Below are 18,251 nucleotides of genomic sequence, written 5' to 3'. Positions count from 1 at the left end.
ATCGGAAGTCAGGCGTTGTACCGCGTCAATACGGCTCTGGAGGTGCCCTGTAACGAATGCCCACCCACCAGTATTTTTCCGTCGGCCTGCACGGCCACGGCTGTCGCGGTATCGAGGCTGTAGCCCAGTCGAGTGCGCAGCAAACCCTGGCCCTGGCCGAACGCCGGATCAAGATTGCCGTCCGGCAGATGTCGAGCCAGGATGAAATCGGCCTCTATGCCGCCGATGGTTGCGCCGGCCGTCACGACTTTCCCATCTGCTTGCATCTGCGCGGCCGTCCACTGGCTGGCATGGTTGCCGATTGCCAGGAGGCGGCATTGGCCTTCGTGGTTGTCCGGCGTCGGCTGCCCGTCCCTGGGAATGCACGCCGACAGACAATGCATAGGGTCGCGACTGCCGCCAAAAGCATGCAGATCGCCGTGGGTGCTTTCCACGATCTGGCTGACCATCACGCTGCGTCCCTGTGCCGTGAAGGACAGGAAACCGCCGTCGCCGAAGCGTTCGTCGAGTTGGCCGCAGGCGTCATAGCGAGCCATCAAACCGCGCTGGGGCCAATCGATGGCGCCGCCTACGACGATGTTGCCGTCGGCCTGCAGGGCCAGGCAGCTCAGCCAGCTGTTTTTCAGCAGCCGACGAACCATCACGAAACCACGATGGTTGAAGGAGTCATCCAGTGAGCCGTCCGGCAATAATCGAATCAACACGCCAACGTGATCGGACGTCTGGAAATGATGGTTGGCCAGGATGAATATCCTGCCATCGGCCTGTACGCGCATGTCGCAGGCTTCGACCCCAGGCACGCCGGGCGGTAGCCAAGGATCGCGCATGCCCTGGGAAAGGTTGCCGCAAAGTCGCACGACTTGTCGCCCGGCATCGCCAAAGCCATGCACGGCATGACCGTGGGGATCGAACAGCGCCAGGGCAGGGAGGGTATTGTCGGCGCTTTCGTAATGCAGGCCGGATAACAGGATATTGCCGTCGGGCAGCTCGGTGATCTTGCCCGCGGTGGCTTCGCAACCCGGTGCAAACGCATCGACCACGTAGCCGTTGATGCCAAAGTCCCTGTCGATCATGCCGTTCGGGGTAAGCCGGGCCAGACCGAAGCGACTGCCTTGGGCTGTCATGACCCGCGCCGCCAATAGAATTCGGCCGGCATGATCAACGGCCAATCCGGTGGTGAGCGTCGAGGTGTTCCCTGGAAAGCCGACCCAGGCCTTACCGCCGTCGGCAAAGCCTGTATCGAGGTACCCGGCCTGAGCCCGGCGTATCGGGAGTGCAAATGCGGATTGAACGGGCATGCGTGGCTCTCCTTGCGCATTGACCGGCCTGGTAAAGAGGCGGTGTTTGCATGAGAGCGATATTCAATCCTTGAAACAGACAGTGCACAACTGTGAGTACCTAAAAGCACGAAGACTATTCGTGCCTAAACAATGGCTTTGCAATCCAATGCCAAGCCGGCCAATAAACAACCGGCTTGTCAGGGCATTATTCAGGCATGGACCAGGATTGCAGTTTGTAGCCTTCCTGGCTCAATTCGGCACGGGCCTGTTTCAACAGGTCGGCGAGTTGGGCGGGATCGGTATAAGCGCTGCTTGGAATCTGAGTCCGGCCAATATGCGTATTGGTGCGGTCGATGACGGTCAGGCTCAGTTCGCCGTTACCGTCTTGTGGGGCCCAGGCCACGCATTGGAAAGGACGGAATGCGCGGTCGGCAATCAAAAGAGCTTCGTTGATACGGAGCGGGGCGTTCATGGCGTTATCTCTCAAGGGTGCCCAATCAAATGATATGCCGTCGGTTGGGCTTACCGTGCGGCGGGTTACTTGTACTGATGTCCCGAACCCGGGAGCAGGTCACACAATTGATGAATAAATTTCGATTTTCTTTCAGACCCGGCTTTTGGCCTTTTGTTTGAAAGGGTGGTGAAAGATTCCAAGTGCCACGAACTAACGAAACGCTCGCTTATAACCGCTTCTTGGTCGCCCTGATAACTAATCGATACAAGCAAGTGTCAACTTCTTGCTACTGTTACATGCAGGTTCGCCAAACGCCTGTTTCTAATCATATTTCCTTATTTTTGGCGCCAAGGATCAGTCATGATCGAAGCCAGTGCGTTGCGTCGTCTGCTCGTGGTCGATCCTTGCGATGATTGTCATCGCCTGATGCCGGGGCTGCGTGCCATCGGCTGGAATGTCGACAGTTGTTCCCTGGAGCACGCAAGCGACCGAAGCTGCGACGTTGGCCTCTTGCGGTTGCAGCCTTTTCATCTGGAGCGCCCCGAAGCGGTTAAAGAATTGATCAGCCGCAGCGGCGCGGAATGGATCGCTGTGCTCAACCAGGAAGTGCTGCGCCTGAAAAATGTCGGTGATTTTGTCTGCGAATGGTTTTTTGACTTCCACACGTTGCCCTTCGATGTTTCCCGGGTCCAGGTGACGCTAGGCCGTGCCTTTGGCATGGCGCGGCTGAGGGGCCAGGGCTCGGTTCATATCGACCAGCCGGAACATGAATTGCTGGGTGACAGCAAACCGATTCGCGAGCTGCGCAAATTATTGAGCAAACTGGCGCCCGCCGAGTCACCGGTGCTGATCCGTGGCGAAAGCGGTACCGGCAAGGAATTGGTGGCGCGCACCCTGCATTACCAATCGCACCGGCGCAATAAACCGTTTATCGCCATCAATTGCGGCGCAATCCCCGAACATCTGATCCAGTCCGAGCTGTTCGGCCATGAGAAGGGAGCCTTTACCGGCGCCCATCAACGCAAGATCGGACGGATCGAAGCGGCCCACGGCGGCACGTTGTTCCTCGACGAAATCGGCGACCTGCCGCTGGAGCTGCAGGCCAACCTGCTGCGGTTTCTCCAGGAAAAACACATCGAGCGCGTGGGGGGCAGCCAGCCGATTGCGGTTGATGTGCGGGTGCTCGCGGCCACCCATGTGGACCTGGAAGCGGCGATCGAACACAAGCGTTTTCGCGAAGACCTTTACTACCGCTTGAACGTTTTGCAGGTAGTGATGGCACCGTTGCGAGAGCGTCACGGGGACTTGTCGATGCTGGCCAGTCACTTCGCGCATTTCTATAGCCACGAAACCGGCCGGCGACCACGCAGCTTCAGTGAAGACGCCTTGGTGGCGATGGGGATGCACGACTGGCCCGGTAATGTCCGCGAACTGGCCAACCGTGTTCGTCGCGGCCTGGTGCTGGCGGAGGGGCGGCAGATCGAAGCCCGGGACCTCGGCCTGGCGAGCCATCAAGGCGTCACCGCACCGATGGGCACCCTGGAAGACTACAAGACCCGCGCCGAGCGGCAGGCGCTGAGCGATGTACTCAACCGCCACAGCGACAACCTGAGTGTCGCGGCCCGGGTGTTGGGCGTATCGCGGCCGACGTTCTATCGGTTGTTGCACAAGCATCAGATTCGCTGATTCAAAGCTGCGCAAAACCTGTGGGAGCGAGCTTGCTCGCGATGGCGGCCTGCCAGTCAACATCAATGTTGGCTGAGAGGACCTCATCGCGAGCAAGCTCGCTCCCACAAGGGAGGGGCATCAGAAGTAATACGGGAATTTCAGGCTAAACGTGAAGTCCGGCGCATCGTCCGTCAGCCCGATGGACAGGTTGGGAACGATGGTCAGGTTGTCGCTGGCCGCCAGCGTCATGCCGATATTGAAGTAGCCGGCATTGGCGTCGCTCGAGACTACCGATTCCCAGTCCCCGCCGTCCTGCTTGAGCTTGCTTTTCTTCTGGACCAGATCGGACACCGAGAACGCCATGCTCATCTTTTCATTCAAGGCAAAGGCGATACCTCCGCCAATCTGGAAGCTGTCGCCGATCCGCACTTTGCCCGGTACTTCCTGATTGACCGTGGAACTGATGTCGTCAAACGACTCTTCGAAGTTGTGGGTGTAGGACAGGCTGCCGAACAGCACCGCCGGATCGTAGGTCTTGACCAGCGAAATACCGGGCGTGATCGACCAGACGCCGTTGCCGGTCGGCAGGTCTTCCGGCACGAACAGGTTGGTGTTGGCCTGGGATTGGCGCAGCTTGATGCCGAACGGGTCCTTGCCGGTGGGCGCCTTGACGCGCAGGGTCACGACCGCGTCCGGGCTGTTGACCGATTCGTCCATGAACTTATAGGCGATGCCGAAATTGACGTCGCCGATGGTCGGGTCGCGGGTCACGGTTTCTTCGCTGGTGACCCCGGCCGCGCCTTGGTTGGCGCCGCCGGACTGATAGGTGGATTCGCGATAGACCACCGGCACGTTGAGGTCGAACTGCCAGCGATTGTCGAAGTTGTAGCGACCGGTGAGATCCAAGGTCCAGGTGTCGGCCTTGATCCGGTCCAGGTTGATGTTGCCGAGGAAAATCGAATCCAGGGCCAGGAAACCGTTGAGGATCAGTTGCCGCGTGTCGTAGCGCGAATAGGTCACGCCGGTTTCGAAGCTGAATTTGCCGCCGCCGAAAAAGCCGCTGGCCTCGTCATACAGGTTGGAAACGCTTTGTGCCGGTTGTGAATCGTCAGCCAGGGATTGCCCGTAGCCGCTGCCTCCCGCCGTTGCCGAACCACTGCCGGCGACACCCTGGTTGCCTTTCATGTCGGCTGGCGATTTGGCCAGGCGCTTGGGCTGTGGGGCGGCGGGTTGATCCTCTACCTGGCGGACTCGTTGTTCGAGTACCGCCAGGGCTTTTTGCTGGACCTCGTAGCGTTGCTTGAGTTCGAGAAGTTCTTGTTTCAGTGCCTCGATGTCGGCATCGGGGGCTGCTTGCAGCAAAGTGGCCGGGAACAACGTGCTTAAACACATCACAGCGCGCAACGATACGGATCGATACATGAAATATGCCGTCCCTAGTGTGCCAATGATCGGAAATCAGCGTAGATCAATATCCGAGATTTCGGAGACCACGAAGCTGCGTCAAATTGCAGTCCAAGGCCCCGGCGCTGGGGCCGTTATTGTTCAGCACCACGTTGAGCTGGGTCATGTTGTTGACCAGGTTGCTGTTGCCCAGCAGGCGGGTGTTCTGCAACAAACCACCCTGGGCCACCTGTTGCAGGGTGCTGCCCTGGTTGTGGTTGGCCTGGATCGCCATTTGCACGCCGCTGCCGGTCGCGGTGACCGCGACGCTGCCGGCGGCGTTGCTGCCGCTGATGGTCTGGCCCTTGGTCAGCAGTTGGCCTTGGGATGGCGCCAGCGCAGGTGCCTGGTTGCTTTCCTTCACGTTGATGCTGACGTTGTTGTAGGCGCTGTTGCCATCGCCCGCGGCACGCACGCTCTGGGTCACGCCCTGGCCTGAGCCAAGGCCGGCGCCACCGGTAATCGTGCCGCTGCCCTGTTCCGGGGTGCTGCCGTTACCGGTTTGCTTGATGGTCGAGACGTAGAATTGCGGTTTGACCGTTGAGGCTTGGATCTGCATGGAGCTGGACGCGCCGATCACGTCGCCACTGGCGTTGCGCCAGGTGCTGCTCATGACGATGCCAAAGCTGATGACCCTTCCGGGCATGACGTAGCGACCGCGCAGCTCGGCGAGCTCCTGGTCCTTGACTTCGATGGGTTTGAAACCGGCGTGGGCAAGACCCGACGTCGTTGCGGCCAGGCAGGCCAGCATGAGCCAGTATGAGCGTTTCATGTGTTGCTCCCGGAGCATCCTGCTCCTTTTGTATTTTTATTGGCAGTTGTACGGCGCTTAGAAAAAGTCGCTCTGGATGAAGCCGAAATCCATCAATTCCGCATCCTTGACCGGGTTGAATCCGTCCAGTTTGTTACGCGCCGTCAGCGGTTGCGGCGGGCTGCGCAAGGCGTTGGTCTTGTCGTAACCGGGACCGACGATGGCGAAGACGATGCCGTTCCAGCCTTTGGCGAACTCATCATGGGCGTAGCGCTTGTGCCCCAGCACCGGGTCGGCGATGTAGACCCATTGCTTGTCGGCCCGCTGCAACACCACAAAGTGCTTGTAGCCGCGGATTTCCATCAGGACCACAACCGGGATCGTCACCGCTTCGAGCTTTTCCGGCGGTATCCGATAGCCACGGGCGCGCATGCCGATGGTTTCCACGTAGCGCTTCATGTCCAGCATGGAAAACCCCTGGGTACGAACCAGGTCCTCGTCGGCATTGACCAACATGCCCTTGATGACGTGTTCTTCATCGACATCAAGCCAATAGGCCTGGCGCAACACAGTGGCCAGCGCGGCGGCGCCGCAACTGAAATCGGTTTTCTGTTCGACGATGTCGCTGAACTTGCGCTCGCGCACGCTTTGCACGGGTTTGTAGACCAGCATGCCGCCAGGCAGGGCGGCGACGGGCATCTGCGCAGCTTCGGTCGCACAGGCAAAGCAAATGAACAGGCAAAGGGCAGTCGCACGCATGATCAATACGCCTGATGGACATCCGGGAAAAAAGCCCCTTTTCCCAGCAGCGCCCTTCATCTAAAGCATTGAAATGAGTCCGTGGCGGGGGAGCTTGCTCCCGCTGGGCTGCGGAGCGGCTCCAAGTTTTTGCGGTTGCTGCGCAACCGAGCGGGAGCTAGCTTCCTCGCCACAAGATTCATCCAAACCCTAGGGGAACAGCATTACTGTTGCCGGGGGCTTCGTTTCATGCGCGTTTACATGCAAGCCTTGCAGCCAGCCGCAATCGACAGCGAGTTGCTTTGCTGGTTGCCCACGCCCGCCGACACGTTGGCGCCGCCGTTGCCGGAGAAGCCGTTCATGGAGTTGGTCATGGTGGCGTTGTTGTAGACAGGGTTTTTCCAACCGTCGCGAGTCAACACTTGCTGGGTGTTGCTACCGGCCAGTTCGAACGTGCCTGCGACGGAGATCTTATCGCCGTCATGACCGCCGTAACCGCCCTTGTTGTCCCAGCCTCCCTCATCCTTGATCGTGCCTTTGGCCTTGAAGCTACCGGACGCTTCATAGGTGTTGGTAAGGGTGTCGGTCTTGTAGTTCTTGACGCCTTTGTTATCCACGACGAGACCGGTGGAGGACTGGTCGGCCGAGGCCGAGGCCTGGGCGACACGGCCACCCGACACGGCGATGGCCAGGTTGTTTTTCTGTTGGTTGAAGTTGCCGGCGGTTACGTTGATGCCGATGTTGCCGGAGCCGTTGTTGCCCGCATTGGTCAGCGAGGCGTTGTTTTGCGTGGAGTTGTTTTTCACATAGTTGTTGTTATTGACTTGCGTGGCGCTGGAAGCGGCGACAGCCGAACCGAAGATGAAGCTCTCGTCGGCGGTGGCCAGTGCGGCGGCGTTGTCCTGCTGGTTGCCATCGCCGGCCGCGATGTTGGCGCCCATGTTGCCGTTGCTGCCATTGAGCGAGTCAGTGGCCTCGGCGGTGTTGCGGGTCGCCTGGTTGGTCACTACGTTGCCGTCGCTGTTCTGCTCATCCAGCACCGTGGCCCCAGCGCCGGCACTGATAGAGAGCAATTGATCCAGCGTCGGCCCTTGATGACCATGGTTGCCATGGCCGTTGCCATGACCGTTGTTGTCGTTTCCTCCAGCCTGTGCAGCCATTGCCATGACAGCGGCGAGAGCGAAAACCAATGGTTTGAGCGCCATTGTAGGTTTCATGGTGTTTCTCCTTGCGTGTCGTTGGTTAAGTGTTGGTTCTTTCTTATGTGCTGCGCCGAGTCAGTCAGCGACCCGGATGCTCAGGGTGTTAGCCATGCGGTTCCCCACCCCGGCACTCTGGTTCACCTGGATCACCCCTCGGCTGCCGGTGAAGGCCTGGTCGCTGGTAGCGACCTGGCGACTGCCGGTTGGGGTGTCAGTTGCTCCGGAGTTCGGTACCAGCGCCACGTTCTGTTGGGAAAGGGCGCTGTCATCCATGCTCTGCGGGCGGGCACTGATGCCTACGCGCATGACATTGGCCATCTGGTTATTGGCGCCGGCGGACTGGTTGACGCCCAGCACACCGTTGCCGTTGATGAATGAGCTGCCGCCGATGCGCGCGCTGGCGTTCACCGCCGGGCTGGCAGACGTGTCGAGGCGTTGGCGCACGACGGTGGTCACCTGGGCGTTGGTGCCGATGGCGATCGCGCGGGTGTTGGTCTGCTGGGTCTGGTCGCCAGCCGCCTGGTTGAGGTTGAAGTTGCCGGAGTAGCGACTGCCGGAGTTCTGCAGATCGGCATGGCTGTTCACTGCCACGCCTGGATCGGCGAGCGCGGCGGATGAGCCGAGCAAGGCGATCATGAGCCAGGTCGAGTTCATCTCACTGGCCTCCCGCCAGCCGACCCAATGGGGCCAGGCCGGAACTCAGCGAGCGGTTGATGGTGCCGGAGATTGCGCCGCCGCTACCGCCGCCGTGGCCGGCACCCATGCCGGGCATGCCGTTGGGGTTGGTCACGACGTTGAGGCCTTGTACGCCAGTGGTCGGGTTGACCGTGTTACGGATCGTCGAGCCGCTGGCCACGCTGGCGAATTCGCCGTCGCTCAGCTCGGTGCTGGCGATTGCTTGGTTGATCCGATCGGACGGATTGGCATTGACGGTGGTCGGGTAGGGGTCTTTGCCGCCATTTCGACCGATATGAACGGGTTGCACGTCACGGTTGAGTACGATGACGCCGTTGCCCTCGGCCTGCGCAGCCACACTGAACGTCGCGCTGGCGGCGCAGCCAATCAACAACAGACAGATCAACCTTCCGTTGAATGTCCCCATGACATCGATTCCTTCTTCACTGGACGCTGGCCCTAGTCAGCGTTGCGAAGGGGAAAAGCAGGTGTTGTGCCGTGTTTTGAAAAGTCTTTTGATTCAATGACTTGAAAGATATGGCAAATATCTGGCGCGCAACCTGTTTCAATCCTGAGACGACCCTTGCGAGTCACGACGGGTCGCCCGCCGTCGTATGGCTCTGGATCCAGGCTTGGGAGGAGGGTGTTTCAGTGACTTGACAGTCAGGCCGGCAATGACGTGAAGCGGCTTTGGATCCGCCTTTGGCAGGCGCTCGCTGTTTCAGCCATGTAACAACTCAAGCCTGGAGTAGCCGAGAAACGGCCTCAAATACGCGCTCGCGACGTTGAGCCCAATCACCATCGATCTTGACGAAAGTTTGCCGGTGGCGAATCAGCCAGCCTTCGATGGCTTCGAAAAAAGCCACGCGTTCGACTAGCGCTGGCTGACAACGCAAGCCGTCACCGACCCATTCGACCTGCTCCGGACTAAGCAGTAGGTGCAAGTCGTAATGACGCGCCAGCAAGGCCGGTTCGAGCCAGCTCGGGCAGTCGCCGAACAGGGTCTGGCTCCAGAGGATATTGCTCAGCAGGTGCGTGTCGAGAATCAGTAGTGGCGGCTGCTGGGTGCGAGCCGCGTCTTCCCGGGCCAATTGCCCGGAGGCGATGTCGGTGATATCGCCCAGGCAGGTGTCACGCTGGGTCTGTTCCATGAAATCGCGCACGTACTCATCCACTCGCAAGCCGCCAAAATGGGCCTGCAATTGCGCCGCCAGCCAGCTCTTGCCACTGGATTCCGGGCCGGTCAGCACCACCACCTTCATGCGCGCAGCGCCGGGTCGGCGCGCCATTCCCGCCAGCCTTGCACCGCCAGTAGCGTGAACAGGGCATAGAGCGCGGCGGTCAGGTACAGGCCTTTGTAAATGAACAGGCCCACGAAAATCACATCCAGGACGATCCACAGCGGCCAGCATTGCACGCGTTTCTGTGCCATCCACCACTGGGCTACCAGGCTGAACCCGGTGAGCGCGGCGTCGAGCCAGGGTTGCGCGGCGTCGGTCCAATGGGCCATCGCCGCCCCCAACGCCAGGCTGCCTGTCGCACCGATGGCCAGGCCGAGGGCCACTGACGGGCCTTCAAGACGCGTCACCTGTCGTCCGTCGTGGTTGCGCCCGGCACGGGTCCACTGCCACCAGCCGTACAGTTGCAGGACGGCGTAGATGACCTGAAGCAACATGTCGGAATACAACTTCACGTCGAAGAATATCCAGGTGTACAGCAACACCATGACCAGGCCGATCGGCCAGCACCAGGGGTTCTGCTTGACGGTCAGCCAGACCGCGATCACGCCGAGGGCTGCGGCAAACAGTTCAAGCCCGGACATGGCGGTTCCTTGGGGAAGTCGAGAAGGGCGGGGATTGTAAACGCTATGGGGCGTAGAGCTCCAATCTCTGCGCTGAACGCACTGGTGCTATTGCGAGAAAGGGAGATGAAAGTGGACAACGAACCTGAGGTCAGCACCGAATCAATGTGGGAGCGAGCCTGCTCGCGAAAGCGGAACCTCAGCTTGAATCCATGCTGAATATTCCACCGTCTTCGCGAGCAGGCTCGCTCCCACAGGGTGTTTCTCAGACCCGGAATTGCTTGAGCAACCCGTTCAGCTGTTCGCTCAGGTCCTTCAGGCGCGCGCTCGCCAGGCTCGATTGCTCGGCAGCCACGGCGGTGCTGTGGGAGAGGCCGGCGGCCTGGGTGACGTTCTGGTTGATGTCTTCCACCACGTGGGCCTGTTGCAGGGTGGCGCTGGCGATGGAGGCGTTCAGGCTGTTGAGATTGCGCAGGGCCTGGCCGATGGCGTTGAGGCTGGCGCCGGCAAGGCCGGCCTGCTCGATCGTTAGTTGCGACGCACGGCTGCTGTCGCTGATGACTTTCACTGCGGCTTCGGAATGGTTTTGCAGGCGTTCGATCATGGCCTGGATTTCGGCGGTGGATTTTTGTGTGCGCTGGGCCAGCAAGCGCACTTCATCGGCTACCACGGCAAAGCCACGGCCTTGCTCGCCGGCGCGGGCGGCTTCGATCGCAGCGTTGAGCGCCAGCAGGTTGGTCTGCTCGGCGATGGAGCGGATCACTTCCAGCACGCTGCCGATCTGGGTGCTTTCACTGGCCAGGGTGCGGATCACCTCCACGGCCTGGTCGATGGTCTGGGACAGCCGGTCGATCTGTTGCAGGCTGCCGTCGATATTGACCTGGCCTTGCTGGGCCTGGGACTCGGCATCGCGCATCTCGCTGGCCGCGTGCTCGGCGTTTTTTGCCACGTCCTGCACGCCATAGGTCACTTCGTTGATGGCAGTCGCGACCAGTTCCATTTGCTGCGATTGCTGTTGGCTGCGCTGCTGGGCCTGGGCGGCGTCGTTGCCCAGTTCACTGGACGATTGTCCCAATGCGCTGGCCGAGACCTGCAACTGGCCGACAACCTGGCGCAGCTTGGCGGTGAAGGCGTTGAAGTGCCGCGCCAACTGGGTGACTTCATCCTGGCCGTGGGTATCGAGGGTACGGGTCAGGTCGCTTTCGCCGCTGGCGATGTTGGCCATGGCGTTTACGGTCTCCTGCAGAGGACGGACGATGCTGCGTACGATCAGGGTCAACAGCACGCCCATCAGCAGAGTAATCACCAGGCCGACCAGCGAGGCCTTGATCACCTGGGACTGGAATTCGGCCTGGACATCATCCACATAAACGCCAGAACCGATGATCCAACCCCAGGGTTCGAATAGCTGGACGTAGGAGGTCTTGCCCACCGGCGCCTCGGCACCCGGTTTCGGCCAGAGGTAGTTGATCATGCCGGCGCCTTTGGCCTTGGCGATGGCGACCATTTCGTTGAACAGCGCATACCCGTTGGGGTCGCGGATGGCCGAGAGGTTCTGGCCTTCGAGCTTCGGGTTGGCCGGGTGCATGACCATGACCGGCGTCAGGTCATTGATCCAGAAATAGTCCGTCTGGTTGTAGCGCAGGCCACGAACCGCGCTGAGGGCCTGCTTTTGCGCCGCTTCGCGAGTCAGGGTGCCAGCCGTTTCCAGGCCATGGTAATAGGTGAGCACACCGCTGGCGGTCTGCACCACGTGCTGGGTTTTCTGGACCTTGGCTTGATACAGATCGCTGTGGATCTGTTTGAGCATCAACGCGCCGAGCGTGAACAACATCACGACCGCCACGATCAGGATGAGCCACAAGCGTCGGCTGATCGATACACTGCGCAAGCTATTCATACGCTGTCACTCCGGTTTTTATTCTTGTCATATACGACGGCCGGCACTTTAACGCTCGGCGGCCCTGCTGAATTGACCTGGGTCATGACGCGGCAGCGTTATCAGGGCTTGTCTGATAGGATTTCGGCCCCGCAGCGCAAAACCTGAGTCGGTTCTGCTTTTTCATTGGTTTTTTTTGCAAGGTCGCGGTTATCGTGCAGCCGCTGCGTGCACCTGCACGACGTTTAAATAGTGATGAGGCCTGAGCAGACTGGCCTTTTTTGGGGGAATAATGGATTTGTGGACAGCCTTTTCGGCATTGATTCTTGGCGTGGTTGAGGGGCTGACGGAGTTCCTGCCGATTTCCAGCACGGGGCACCAGATCGTCGTTGCCGACTTGCTCGAGTTCGGGGGCGAGCGTTCGATGGCCTTCAACATCATCATCCAGCTCGGCGCGATCCTCGCGGTGGTCTGGGAGTTTCGGCGCAAGATCTTCGACGTGGTGCTGGGCCTGCCGACGCAACCCGGTGCCCGTCGGTTTACCGCCAACCTGCTGATTGCCTTCTTTCCGGCGGTGATCCTGGGCGTGCTGCTTGCCGACTGGATCCACCATTACCTGTTCAACCCGATCACCGTGGCTACGGCGCTGGTGCTGGGTGGGTTCGTGATGCTCTGGGCCGAGCGGCGCCAGCATCAGGTCCACGCCGAAACCGTGGATGACATGACGTGGAAGGACGCCCTGAAAGTCGGCCTGGCCCAGTGCATCGCGATGATTCCCGGCACCTCCCGCTCCGGAGCGACCATCATCGGCGGGCTGTTGTTTGGCCTGTCCCGCAAGACTGCCACCGAATTCTCGTTCTTCCTGGCGATGCCGACCATGGTCGGTGCTGCAGTTTACTCGGGCTACAAATACCGCGAGCTGTTCGTCCCGGCGGATTTCCCGGTGTTTGCCATTGGTTTCATTACCGCGTTCATCTTTGCAATGATCGCCGTCAAAGGCTTGCTGCGGTTTATCGCCAGCCACAGCTACGCGGTCTTCGCCTGGTATCGGATCGCGTTTGGCCTGTTGATCCTGGCGACCTGGCAGTTTGGCTGGGTGGACTGGTCAGCGGCCAAGCCATGACCGAATCGGCCAGGCGCGCCGTGCGTCATTCCGGCGGAGCCGTACAGAACCTGCGGCTCAAACTGATGGTGTTCGCGCTGCTGTGCGCGTTGCCGCTGGTAGGTTCGCTGCTGCTTGGGCTGCAAGGCGAATCCTGGGTCCCGATGGTCGCCTATGGCAGCGTCAGCCTGGTGGCATTCCTGCTCTACTGGAGCGACAAGCGCAAGGCGCGGGCAGACGCCTGGCGTACGCCGGAAAATGTATTGCACGCCGTCGAACTGGCCGGCGGCTGGCCCGGCGCGTTGCTGGCGCAACAGGTGTTTCGCCACAAGACTCGCAAGGTGTCGTTCCAAGTGGTGTTCTGGTTCATCGTGCTGTTGCACCAGGGATTCTGGGTCGACCAGTTGTTCCTGGGCGGGCATCTGTTGGCGTTGTTCTAGCCGCCACGCATCCCTTGTGGGAGCGAGCTTGCTCGCGATAGCGGTCTTCAATCCAATATTGATACTGGTTGGGCTGACCTCATCGCGAGCAAGCTCGCTCCCACAGTGGGTCGGTTGTACCCGCCAGCCACCGCTACAGCAACAACCCAACCTGCGTCCGCTTCGGCAATTTGCTCACCACCAGTTGATGGGAGCGCTGCAGCAACCCGCGTAACTCATCATCGCCCAGCGGGTAGGGCACGTTCATGATGATCCACTGTGCCCGGGCCAGATAAGGCGCCGGATGGATGCCTGGCCGGTCGCAATGACCAAGGAACAGGTCCTTGTCGACCTTGAACGCCAACGAGTCGCTGCGCAGCCCCTGCAAGGCGAACATCTTGTTTACCGCGATGGAAAACACCCGCACGCCACCCCATTTGTAATCCTCCCTGGCGCCTGGCAAGCCCAGGCAAAACTGTGCGACATCCTCTTCGCTCAAGCTCATATCGTTTTGTCTCCACATTGTTCGAACGCCACCACCAGATGATCGATCCAGGCGCGCACCGCCGGCAGCATACCGCGCCGGTGAGGATAGACCGCCTGCAACCAGCCATCGGGCGATGACCAGCCAGGCAACAGTTCCACCAACCTGCCGTCCTGCAGTTCTTCTTCGCAATACATGCTGGGCAGCAACGTGAAACCCAGGCCGGCGAGGGCGCAAGCGCGACGCACAATGAAATCGTCGATGCCCAGGCGCGCTTCCAGGGCCAGATCGACATTTTGCCCGGTGCTGTCGAGCAGGCGCAGATGGACCAGTCGATCGGCCTCCAGCGCGCCCAACACCGGCAGTTGCCTCAGGTCGTCCGGGGTTTCGATCCGCCGTCCCTGGGTGAAGGCCGGGCTGGCGACCATCATCAGCCGGGCCTGACGCAGGCGTCGGGTCATCAGCAACGGGTCTTCGTCGCCAAGATCGCGCACGCGCAACGCTACGTCGATGCCTTCGCCGATCAAATCCACCCGCCGGTTCAGCAGGGTCATCTCCAATTGCACTTGGGGATACTTCGCCAGGAACGTTTCGATGATCGACGGCAAGAACTGATGCGCCAGCCCCACGGGGCTCGACACCCGCAACCGCCCGCGGGGTTCGCTGGACATGCTCGCCACCGCTTCGTCGGCCATCTCCGCTTCGAGCAACATCGCCTGGCAATGGCGCAGGTAGCGTTCGCCGACGGCGGTGAGCTTCAACTGGCGCGTCGTGCGTTGCAGTAGCCGGGCACCGAGGCGTTCCTCCAACTCGGCGATGCGCCGCGACAGCCGCGACTTCGGAATACCCAGCAAACGCCCGGCAGCCGCGAAGCCATCGGCTTCGACCACCTTGGCAAAGTAATAGAGATCGTTGAGGTCTTGCATGTCTGGCCTCGATTGTCCTGTCAGTGGAACGAACTATCGCATTGTTGCTGACTTATCGGCCATTGGTTTCATCGATAGGATTGTCCTCAATTGATCGCCCAGCTGCGGTCCTCACTTGGAGAGTACTCATATGAAACTGTTGCACATCGATTCGAGCATCCTCGGCGACAACTCCGCTTCGCGCCAATTGAGCCGTGAGCTTGTCCAAGCGTGGAAAACCGCCGAGCCGGACATTACCGTCACCTATCGTGACCTGGCCGCCGACGCCATCAGCCATTTCTCCTCCCAGACATTGGTTGCCGCTGGCACCAGCGCCGAACTGCGTGACGCCGCCCTCAAGCACGAAGCCGAGCTCAGTGAGTCGACCATGGCCGAGTTCCTCGCGGCAGACGCGGTGGTGATTGCAGCGCCGATGTACAACTTCAGCATCCCAACGCAGCTCAAGGCCTGGATCGACCGCATCGCGGTGGCCGGCAAGACGTTCCGCTACACCGAGGCCGGTCCCGAAGGCCTGTGTGGTGGCAAGAAGCTGCTGATTGTTTCCACCTCCGGCGGCCTGCATGCCGGCCAGCCAAGCGGCGTCGGCCATGAGGAATACCTGAAACTGGTCTTCGGTTTCCTCGGCATCACCGACATCGAATTTGTCCGCGCCGAAGGCCTGGCCTACGGTGACGACATGCGCGCCAAAGCCATGCATGAGGCCCAGTTGCAGATCGGCCAGCAGTTCGCCGCTGCGTAAGGCTTGCGTAAAAGCCCCAAGCATTACGGGCAACCTTCGGAAAACCCTGTATTCTCGTCGTCATTGGATGGCCGGGATGCAGGGTTTTCCTGCATTTGGCGCCGGTTTCTGGCGCAGGTTATGCACGGCCAATGTGCGAGCAGCGGGGCCTTCCCGCGCGCTGGTGAAGGTGAGATTCAAATGAAACGTCTTGGTGCAGCGTTGCTGCTTTGTCTGGCTACCAGTCTCGGTTCGGTGCACGCCGCGCCGGCGCCGCATCCGCATTGGAGCGCAGGCTTTCATGAGTTGAATTTTCTCGATCCGCTGGATCAACAGCCGATGCACGCCATCGCGTTTTATCCATCGACTGCCCGGGAGCAATCGAGCTCGCTGGGGGGCTATCAGATCGACGCGGCACCGGAGGCCCAGATCGCCATCGGGCGGTTTCCGCTGTTGATGCTGTCCCACGGCAACACGGGCACGCCGCTGGCCCTGCATGACCTGGCCACATCACTGGCCCGCAAGGGATTCGTCGTGGTGGCGGTGATTCATCCCGGCGACAACGCCCAGGATCACAGCCGGCTCGGTACCTTGAGCAACCTGTATGGTCGACCGATCCAGATTTCCGAGGCCATCACCGCGACATTAAATGACCCGATGCTTTCTCCCTTCGTGAATGCCGGGCAAGTCGGCGTCATCGGTTATTCGGCGGGTGGCGAAACCGCCTTGATCCTGTCCGGCGCCACGCCAGACCTCAATCGCCTGCGGCGCTATTGCCAGGAGCGACCGGACGACCGCGACGCGTGCAATACCCAAGGTGAATTGGTTGCCGATCGCGATGACCTGGCCCCGGTGGCGGATCCCCGGGTGCGTGCATTACTGCTGATGGCGCCGCTGAGCTTGAAGTTCGGGCGTCACACCCTGGCGGATGTGCATGTGCCGGTGCTCTTGTATAGCGGCGACGGCGACAAACTGGTGGCGTTTGATAAGAACGCCGCCGCGCTGGCTCGCAAGCTCCCCACGGCGCCGGATTTCAAGACATTGGCCGGGGCAGGGCACTTCGTGTTCCTGGCCCCCTGCACCGACGAGCAGATCGCGGCGATGCCGGCGCTGTGCACCGACGCCGACGGCGTCGACCGCAAGGACATCCATCGCACCATGATCACTGAAGCCACTCGCTTCTTCAGCGACGCATTGGGCAAGCCGACGCGGGCCGGCTTGAGGACGGCCGATCAGTAATCGGCTTTTTCGGCCCGACGCCTCAGCAGCAGGGCCAATCCCAGGCCGACGATTGAAAGCAGTGCGGCAAAAAAGAAAATCGCGGGGTACCCCAGGTTCGACGCCACCGCGCCCATCAGTGGCCCGGCAATCGCCAATGCCAAGTCGAAAAACACCGCGTAGGCGCTCAATCCTGCGCCGCGGCTGCTGTTGGGCACCTGCTTGATGGCCTCCACCCCCAGCGCCGGGTAGACCAGCGACAGCCCGAAGCCGGCCAGTCCCGCGCCGATCAAGGCGAACGCGGTGGACGGCGCCAGCCACAGCAACACCAGGCCCAGGGTTTCGATGCTCATGCAGACAATCGCCGAGCTGAAGCCGCCGAAACGGGCGATGCTGGAAATGAACAACAGCCGCGACAGGATGAAGCAAATGCCGAAGACCGTCAGGCACCACGCCGCGCCGGTCCAGCCGCGACTTATGTAGAACAGGGTAATGAAGGTGGTGAGCGTGCCGTAGCCGATCGAGGCCAGGCACAAGCTCGTGCCAAACGGTGAGATGCGCCCGAACACGGCCCAGAACGGCAGCCGCTCGCCGCGCACGACCGGCACCGAGGGTTTGTTGCGAATCAGCAACAGCGCCATGCCGGCCAACAATGACAAGGCGATGCCCAGGCTGGCGAAGCCGAGGCTGCCGACCATCACCACCCCCAGCGGCGCACCGATGGCGATGGCCCCGTAGGAAGCGATGCCGTTCCAGGAAATCGAACGGGCCGTGTGCTCCACGCCGACCTGGCCCATGCACCAACTGATTGTCCCGACGCCGATCAGGCCCTGGGCCACCCCGAGGAGCAAACGACCGGCGATCAGGATCAGCAGGCTCGTCAGCGCAAAGTCCTGCAGCAGTGTCGAGATCAGCGTCAGCACGCCGCTGAGCAGAATCCCCAGCAAGCCATAAACGATGGCCCGCTTGGTCCCGACACTGTCCGACAACCGCCCGGCCATGGGGCGGCTGAGCAGGGTGGCGAGGTACTGGGAACCGATGGTCAGCCCGGCGATGACCGCACTGAAGCCCAATTGCTCGTGGACATAACCGGGTAGCACCGCTATCGGCAGGCCGATGCAGAGGAAGGCAATGAAGGTATAGAAAACGATGGAGACGATCTGCAAAGTGATCGACAAGGAACTGGGAGCGGGCTGGGCTGTTGGCATGGGACTCGTTCGCGGGCAGCGGCAGGAGTGCTTCATCATGGCGTGTGGCGGAGAGAAAAGGAAGCAGGCTAACGGTTCCTTGCACGGTGAACTTGCTGACGCTATCGCACATATGAGTAGGGCTGATCACTCAAGGGTGTCGAAAACCCGTGGCGAGGGAGCTTGCTCCCGCTTGAGTGCGAAGCGCTCACAGAAGGGGCCGCTACGCAGCCCAGCGGGAGCAAGCTCCCTCGCCACGGGGGCATCGTTTTTAGCTGGACATCGCTTGCATGCGACTGCGCCTTG

19 protein-coding genes are annotated in these 18,251 nt (G+C 60.8%); 5 read left to right on the top strand and 14 right to left on the bottom strand.

Annotated features, from left to right (window positions below):
• Nucleotides 1-8 precede the first annotated feature (8 nt).
• Complete coding sequence (locus FHK92_RS23010; protein WP_181290134.1) at nucleotides 9-1,298, bottom strand: hypothetical protein; 1,290 nt, start codon at nucleotides 1,296-1,298, stop codon at nucleotides 9-11.
• Between the two features lie 187 nt (nucleotides 1,299-1,485).
• Nucleotides 1,486-1,752, bottom strand: a complete 267-nt coding sequence (locus tag FHK92_RS23005; protein WP_030142711.1) for a hypothetical protein — start codon at nucleotides 1,750-1,752, stop codon at nucleotides 1,486-1,488.
• A gap of 342 nt (nucleotides 1,753-2,094) precedes the next feature.
• On the opposite strand from FHK92_RS23005, the gene FHK92_RS23000 reads away from it, so the two are divergent.
• Nucleotides 2,095-3,420 carry a sigma-54 dependent transcriptional regulator gene (locus tag FHK92_RS23000; RefSeq protein ID WP_181290133.1) on the top strand — a complete coding sequence of 442 codons (1,326 nt, stop codon included), beginning with the start codon at nucleotides 2,095-2,097 and terminating at the stop codon, nucleotides 3,418-3,420.
• A gap of 120 nt (nucleotides 3,421-3,540) precedes the next feature.
• Here FHK92_RS23000 and FHK92_RS22995 read toward each other — a convergent pair whose 3' ends face one another.
• From FHK92_RS22995 to FHK92_RS22955, 9 genes are all read right to left on the bottom strand, one after another.
• The gene (locus FHK92_RS22995; protein ID WP_181290132.1) at nucleotides 3,541-4,824 is read right to left on the bottom strand and encodes a hypothetical protein; all 1,284 of its coding nucleotides are present in this window, start codon (nucleotides 4,822-4,824) and stop codon (nucleotides 3,541-3,543) included.
• Between the two features lie 46 nt (nucleotides 4,825-4,870).
• Nucleotides 4,871-5,617, bottom strand: coding sequence for a hypothetical protein (locus tag FHK92_RS22990; RefSeq protein ID WP_181290131.1), 747 nt, complete (start codon nucleotides 5,615-5,617; stop codon nucleotides 4,871-4,873).
• A 57-nt stretch (nucleotides 5,618-5,674) separates the two neighbouring features.
• Nucleotides 5,675-6,355 carry a C39 family peptidase gene (locus FHK92_RS22985; RefSeq protein WP_181290130.1) on the bottom strand — a complete coding sequence of 227 codons (681 nt, stop codon included), beginning with the start codon at nucleotides 6,353-6,355 and terminating at the stop codon, nucleotides 5,675-5,677.
• Between the two features lie 236 nt (nucleotides 6,356-6,591).
• A complete protein-coding gene (locus FHK92_RS22980) occupies nucleotides 6,592-7,551 on the bottom strand; it encodes a heme utilization protein (RefSeq protein ID WP_181290129.1) in 960 nt (319 codons plus the stop codon).
• Nucleotides 7,552-7,611: 60 nt separating this feature from the next.
• On the bottom strand, nucleotides 7,612-8,190 hold the full coding sequence (locus FHK92_RS22975) for an adhesin (protein WP_181290128.1): 579 nt from the start codon (nucleotides 8,188-8,190) through the stop codon (nucleotides 7,612-7,614).
• Between the two features lies 1 nt (nucleotide 8,191).
• The gene (locus tag FHK92_RS22970; RefSeq protein WP_181290127.1) at nucleotides 8,192-8,638 is read right to left on the bottom strand and encodes a hypothetical protein; all 447 of its coding nucleotides are present in this window, start codon (nucleotides 8,636-8,638) and stop codon (nucleotides 8,192-8,194) included.
• A 310-nt stretch (nucleotides 8,639-8,948) separates the two neighbouring features.
• Nucleotides 8,949-9,473, bottom strand: a complete 525-nt coding sequence (locus FHK92_RS22965; protein ID WP_181290197.1) for an AAA family ATPase — start codon at nucleotides 9,471-9,473, stop codon at nucleotides 8,949-8,951.
• Entirely contained in the window at nucleotides 9,470-10,033 is a 564-nt protein-coding gene (pnuC, locus tag FHK92_RS22960; protein WP_181290126.1) for a nicotinamide riboside transporter PnuC, read from the bottom strand. The genes FHK92_RS22965 and pnuC overlap by 4 nt, the downstream gene beginning before the upstream one ends.
• 244 nt (nucleotides 10,034-10,277) lie before the next feature.
• On the bottom strand, nucleotides 10,278-11,912 hold the full coding sequence (locus FHK92_RS22955) for a methyl-accepting chemotaxis protein (RefSeq protein WP_181290125.1): 1,635 nt from the start codon (nucleotides 11,910-11,912) through the stop codon (nucleotides 10,278-10,280).
• A gap of 271 nt (nucleotides 11,913-12,183) precedes the next feature.
• Here FHK92_RS22955 and FHK92_RS22950 point away from each other — a divergent pair, with 271 nt between their 5' ends.
• Together FHK92_RS22950 and FHK92_RS22945 are read left to right on the top strand one after the other, a co-directional pair.
• On the top strand, nucleotides 12,184-13,014 hold the full coding sequence (locus tag FHK92_RS22950; RefSeq protein WP_030142700.1) for an undecaprenyl-diphosphate phosphatase: 831 nt from the start codon (nucleotides 12,184-12,186) through the stop codon (nucleotides 13,012-13,014).
• Nucleotides 13,011-13,433, top strand: a complete 423-nt coding sequence (locus FHK92_RS22945) for a DUF1294 domain-containing protein (RefSeq protein WP_181290124.1) — start codon at nucleotides 13,011-13,013, stop codon at nucleotides 13,431-13,433. Before FHK92_RS22950 ends, FHK92_RS22945 begins: the two co-directional genes overlap by 4 nt.
• 133 nt (nucleotides 13,434-13,566) lie before the next feature.
• On the opposite strand, the gene FHK92_RS22940 is transcribed toward FHK92_RS22945, so the two are convergent.
• Together FHK92_RS22940 and FHK92_RS22935 are read right to left on the bottom strand one after the other, a co-directional pair.
• Complete coding sequence (locus FHK92_RS22940; RefSeq protein ID WP_181290123.1) at nucleotides 13,567-13,917, bottom strand: MmcQ/YjbR family DNA-binding protein; 351 nt, start codon at nucleotides 13,915-13,917, stop codon at nucleotides 13,567-13,569.
• A complete protein-coding gene (locus FHK92_RS22935) occupies nucleotides 13,914-14,822 on the bottom strand; it encodes a LysR substrate-binding domain-containing protein (protein ID WP_181290122.1) in 909 nt (302 codons plus the stop codon). Before FHK92_RS22935 ends, FHK92_RS22940 begins: the two co-directional genes overlap by 4 nt.
• A 130-nt stretch (nucleotides 14,823-14,952) precedes the next feature.
• On the opposite strand from FHK92_RS22935, the gene FHK92_RS22930 reads away from it, so the two are divergent.
• Both FHK92_RS22930 and FHK92_RS22925 read left to right on the top strand, forming a co-directional pair.
• Nucleotides 14,953-15,561, top strand: coding sequence for an FMN-dependent NADH-azoreductase (locus FHK92_RS22930; RefSeq protein ID WP_181290121.1), 609 nt, complete (start codon nucleotides 14,953-14,955; stop codon nucleotides 15,559-15,561).
• A 180-nt stretch (nucleotides 15,562-15,741) separates the two neighbouring features.
• A complete protein-coding gene (locus FHK92_RS22925) occupies nucleotides 15,742-16,779 on the top strand; it encodes an alpha/beta hydrolase family protein (RefSeq protein WP_181290120.1) in 1,038 nt (345 codons plus the stop codon).
• Here FHK92_RS22925 and FHK92_RS22920 read toward each other — a convergent pair.
• Nucleotides 16,773-17,966, bottom strand: a complete 1,194-nt coding sequence (locus FHK92_RS22920; protein ID WP_181290119.1) for an MFS transporter — start codon at nucleotides 17,964-17,966, stop codon at nucleotides 16,773-16,775. The two genes, FHK92_RS22925 and FHK92_RS22920, sit on opposite strands and share 7 nt — an antisense overlap.
• Nucleotides 17,967-18,251: the final 285 nt, after the last annotated feature.

Origin of the sequence: Pseudomonas brassicacearum subsp. neoaurantiaca (genome assembly GCF_013608025.1) — a bacterium.
In the GTDB taxonomy this organism is placed as follows: domain Bacteria; phylum Pseudomonadota; class Gammaproteobacteria; order Pseudomonadales; family Pseudomonadaceae; genus Aquipseudomonas.
This window is presented reverse-complemented; position numbering and strand designations above follow the sequence as displayed.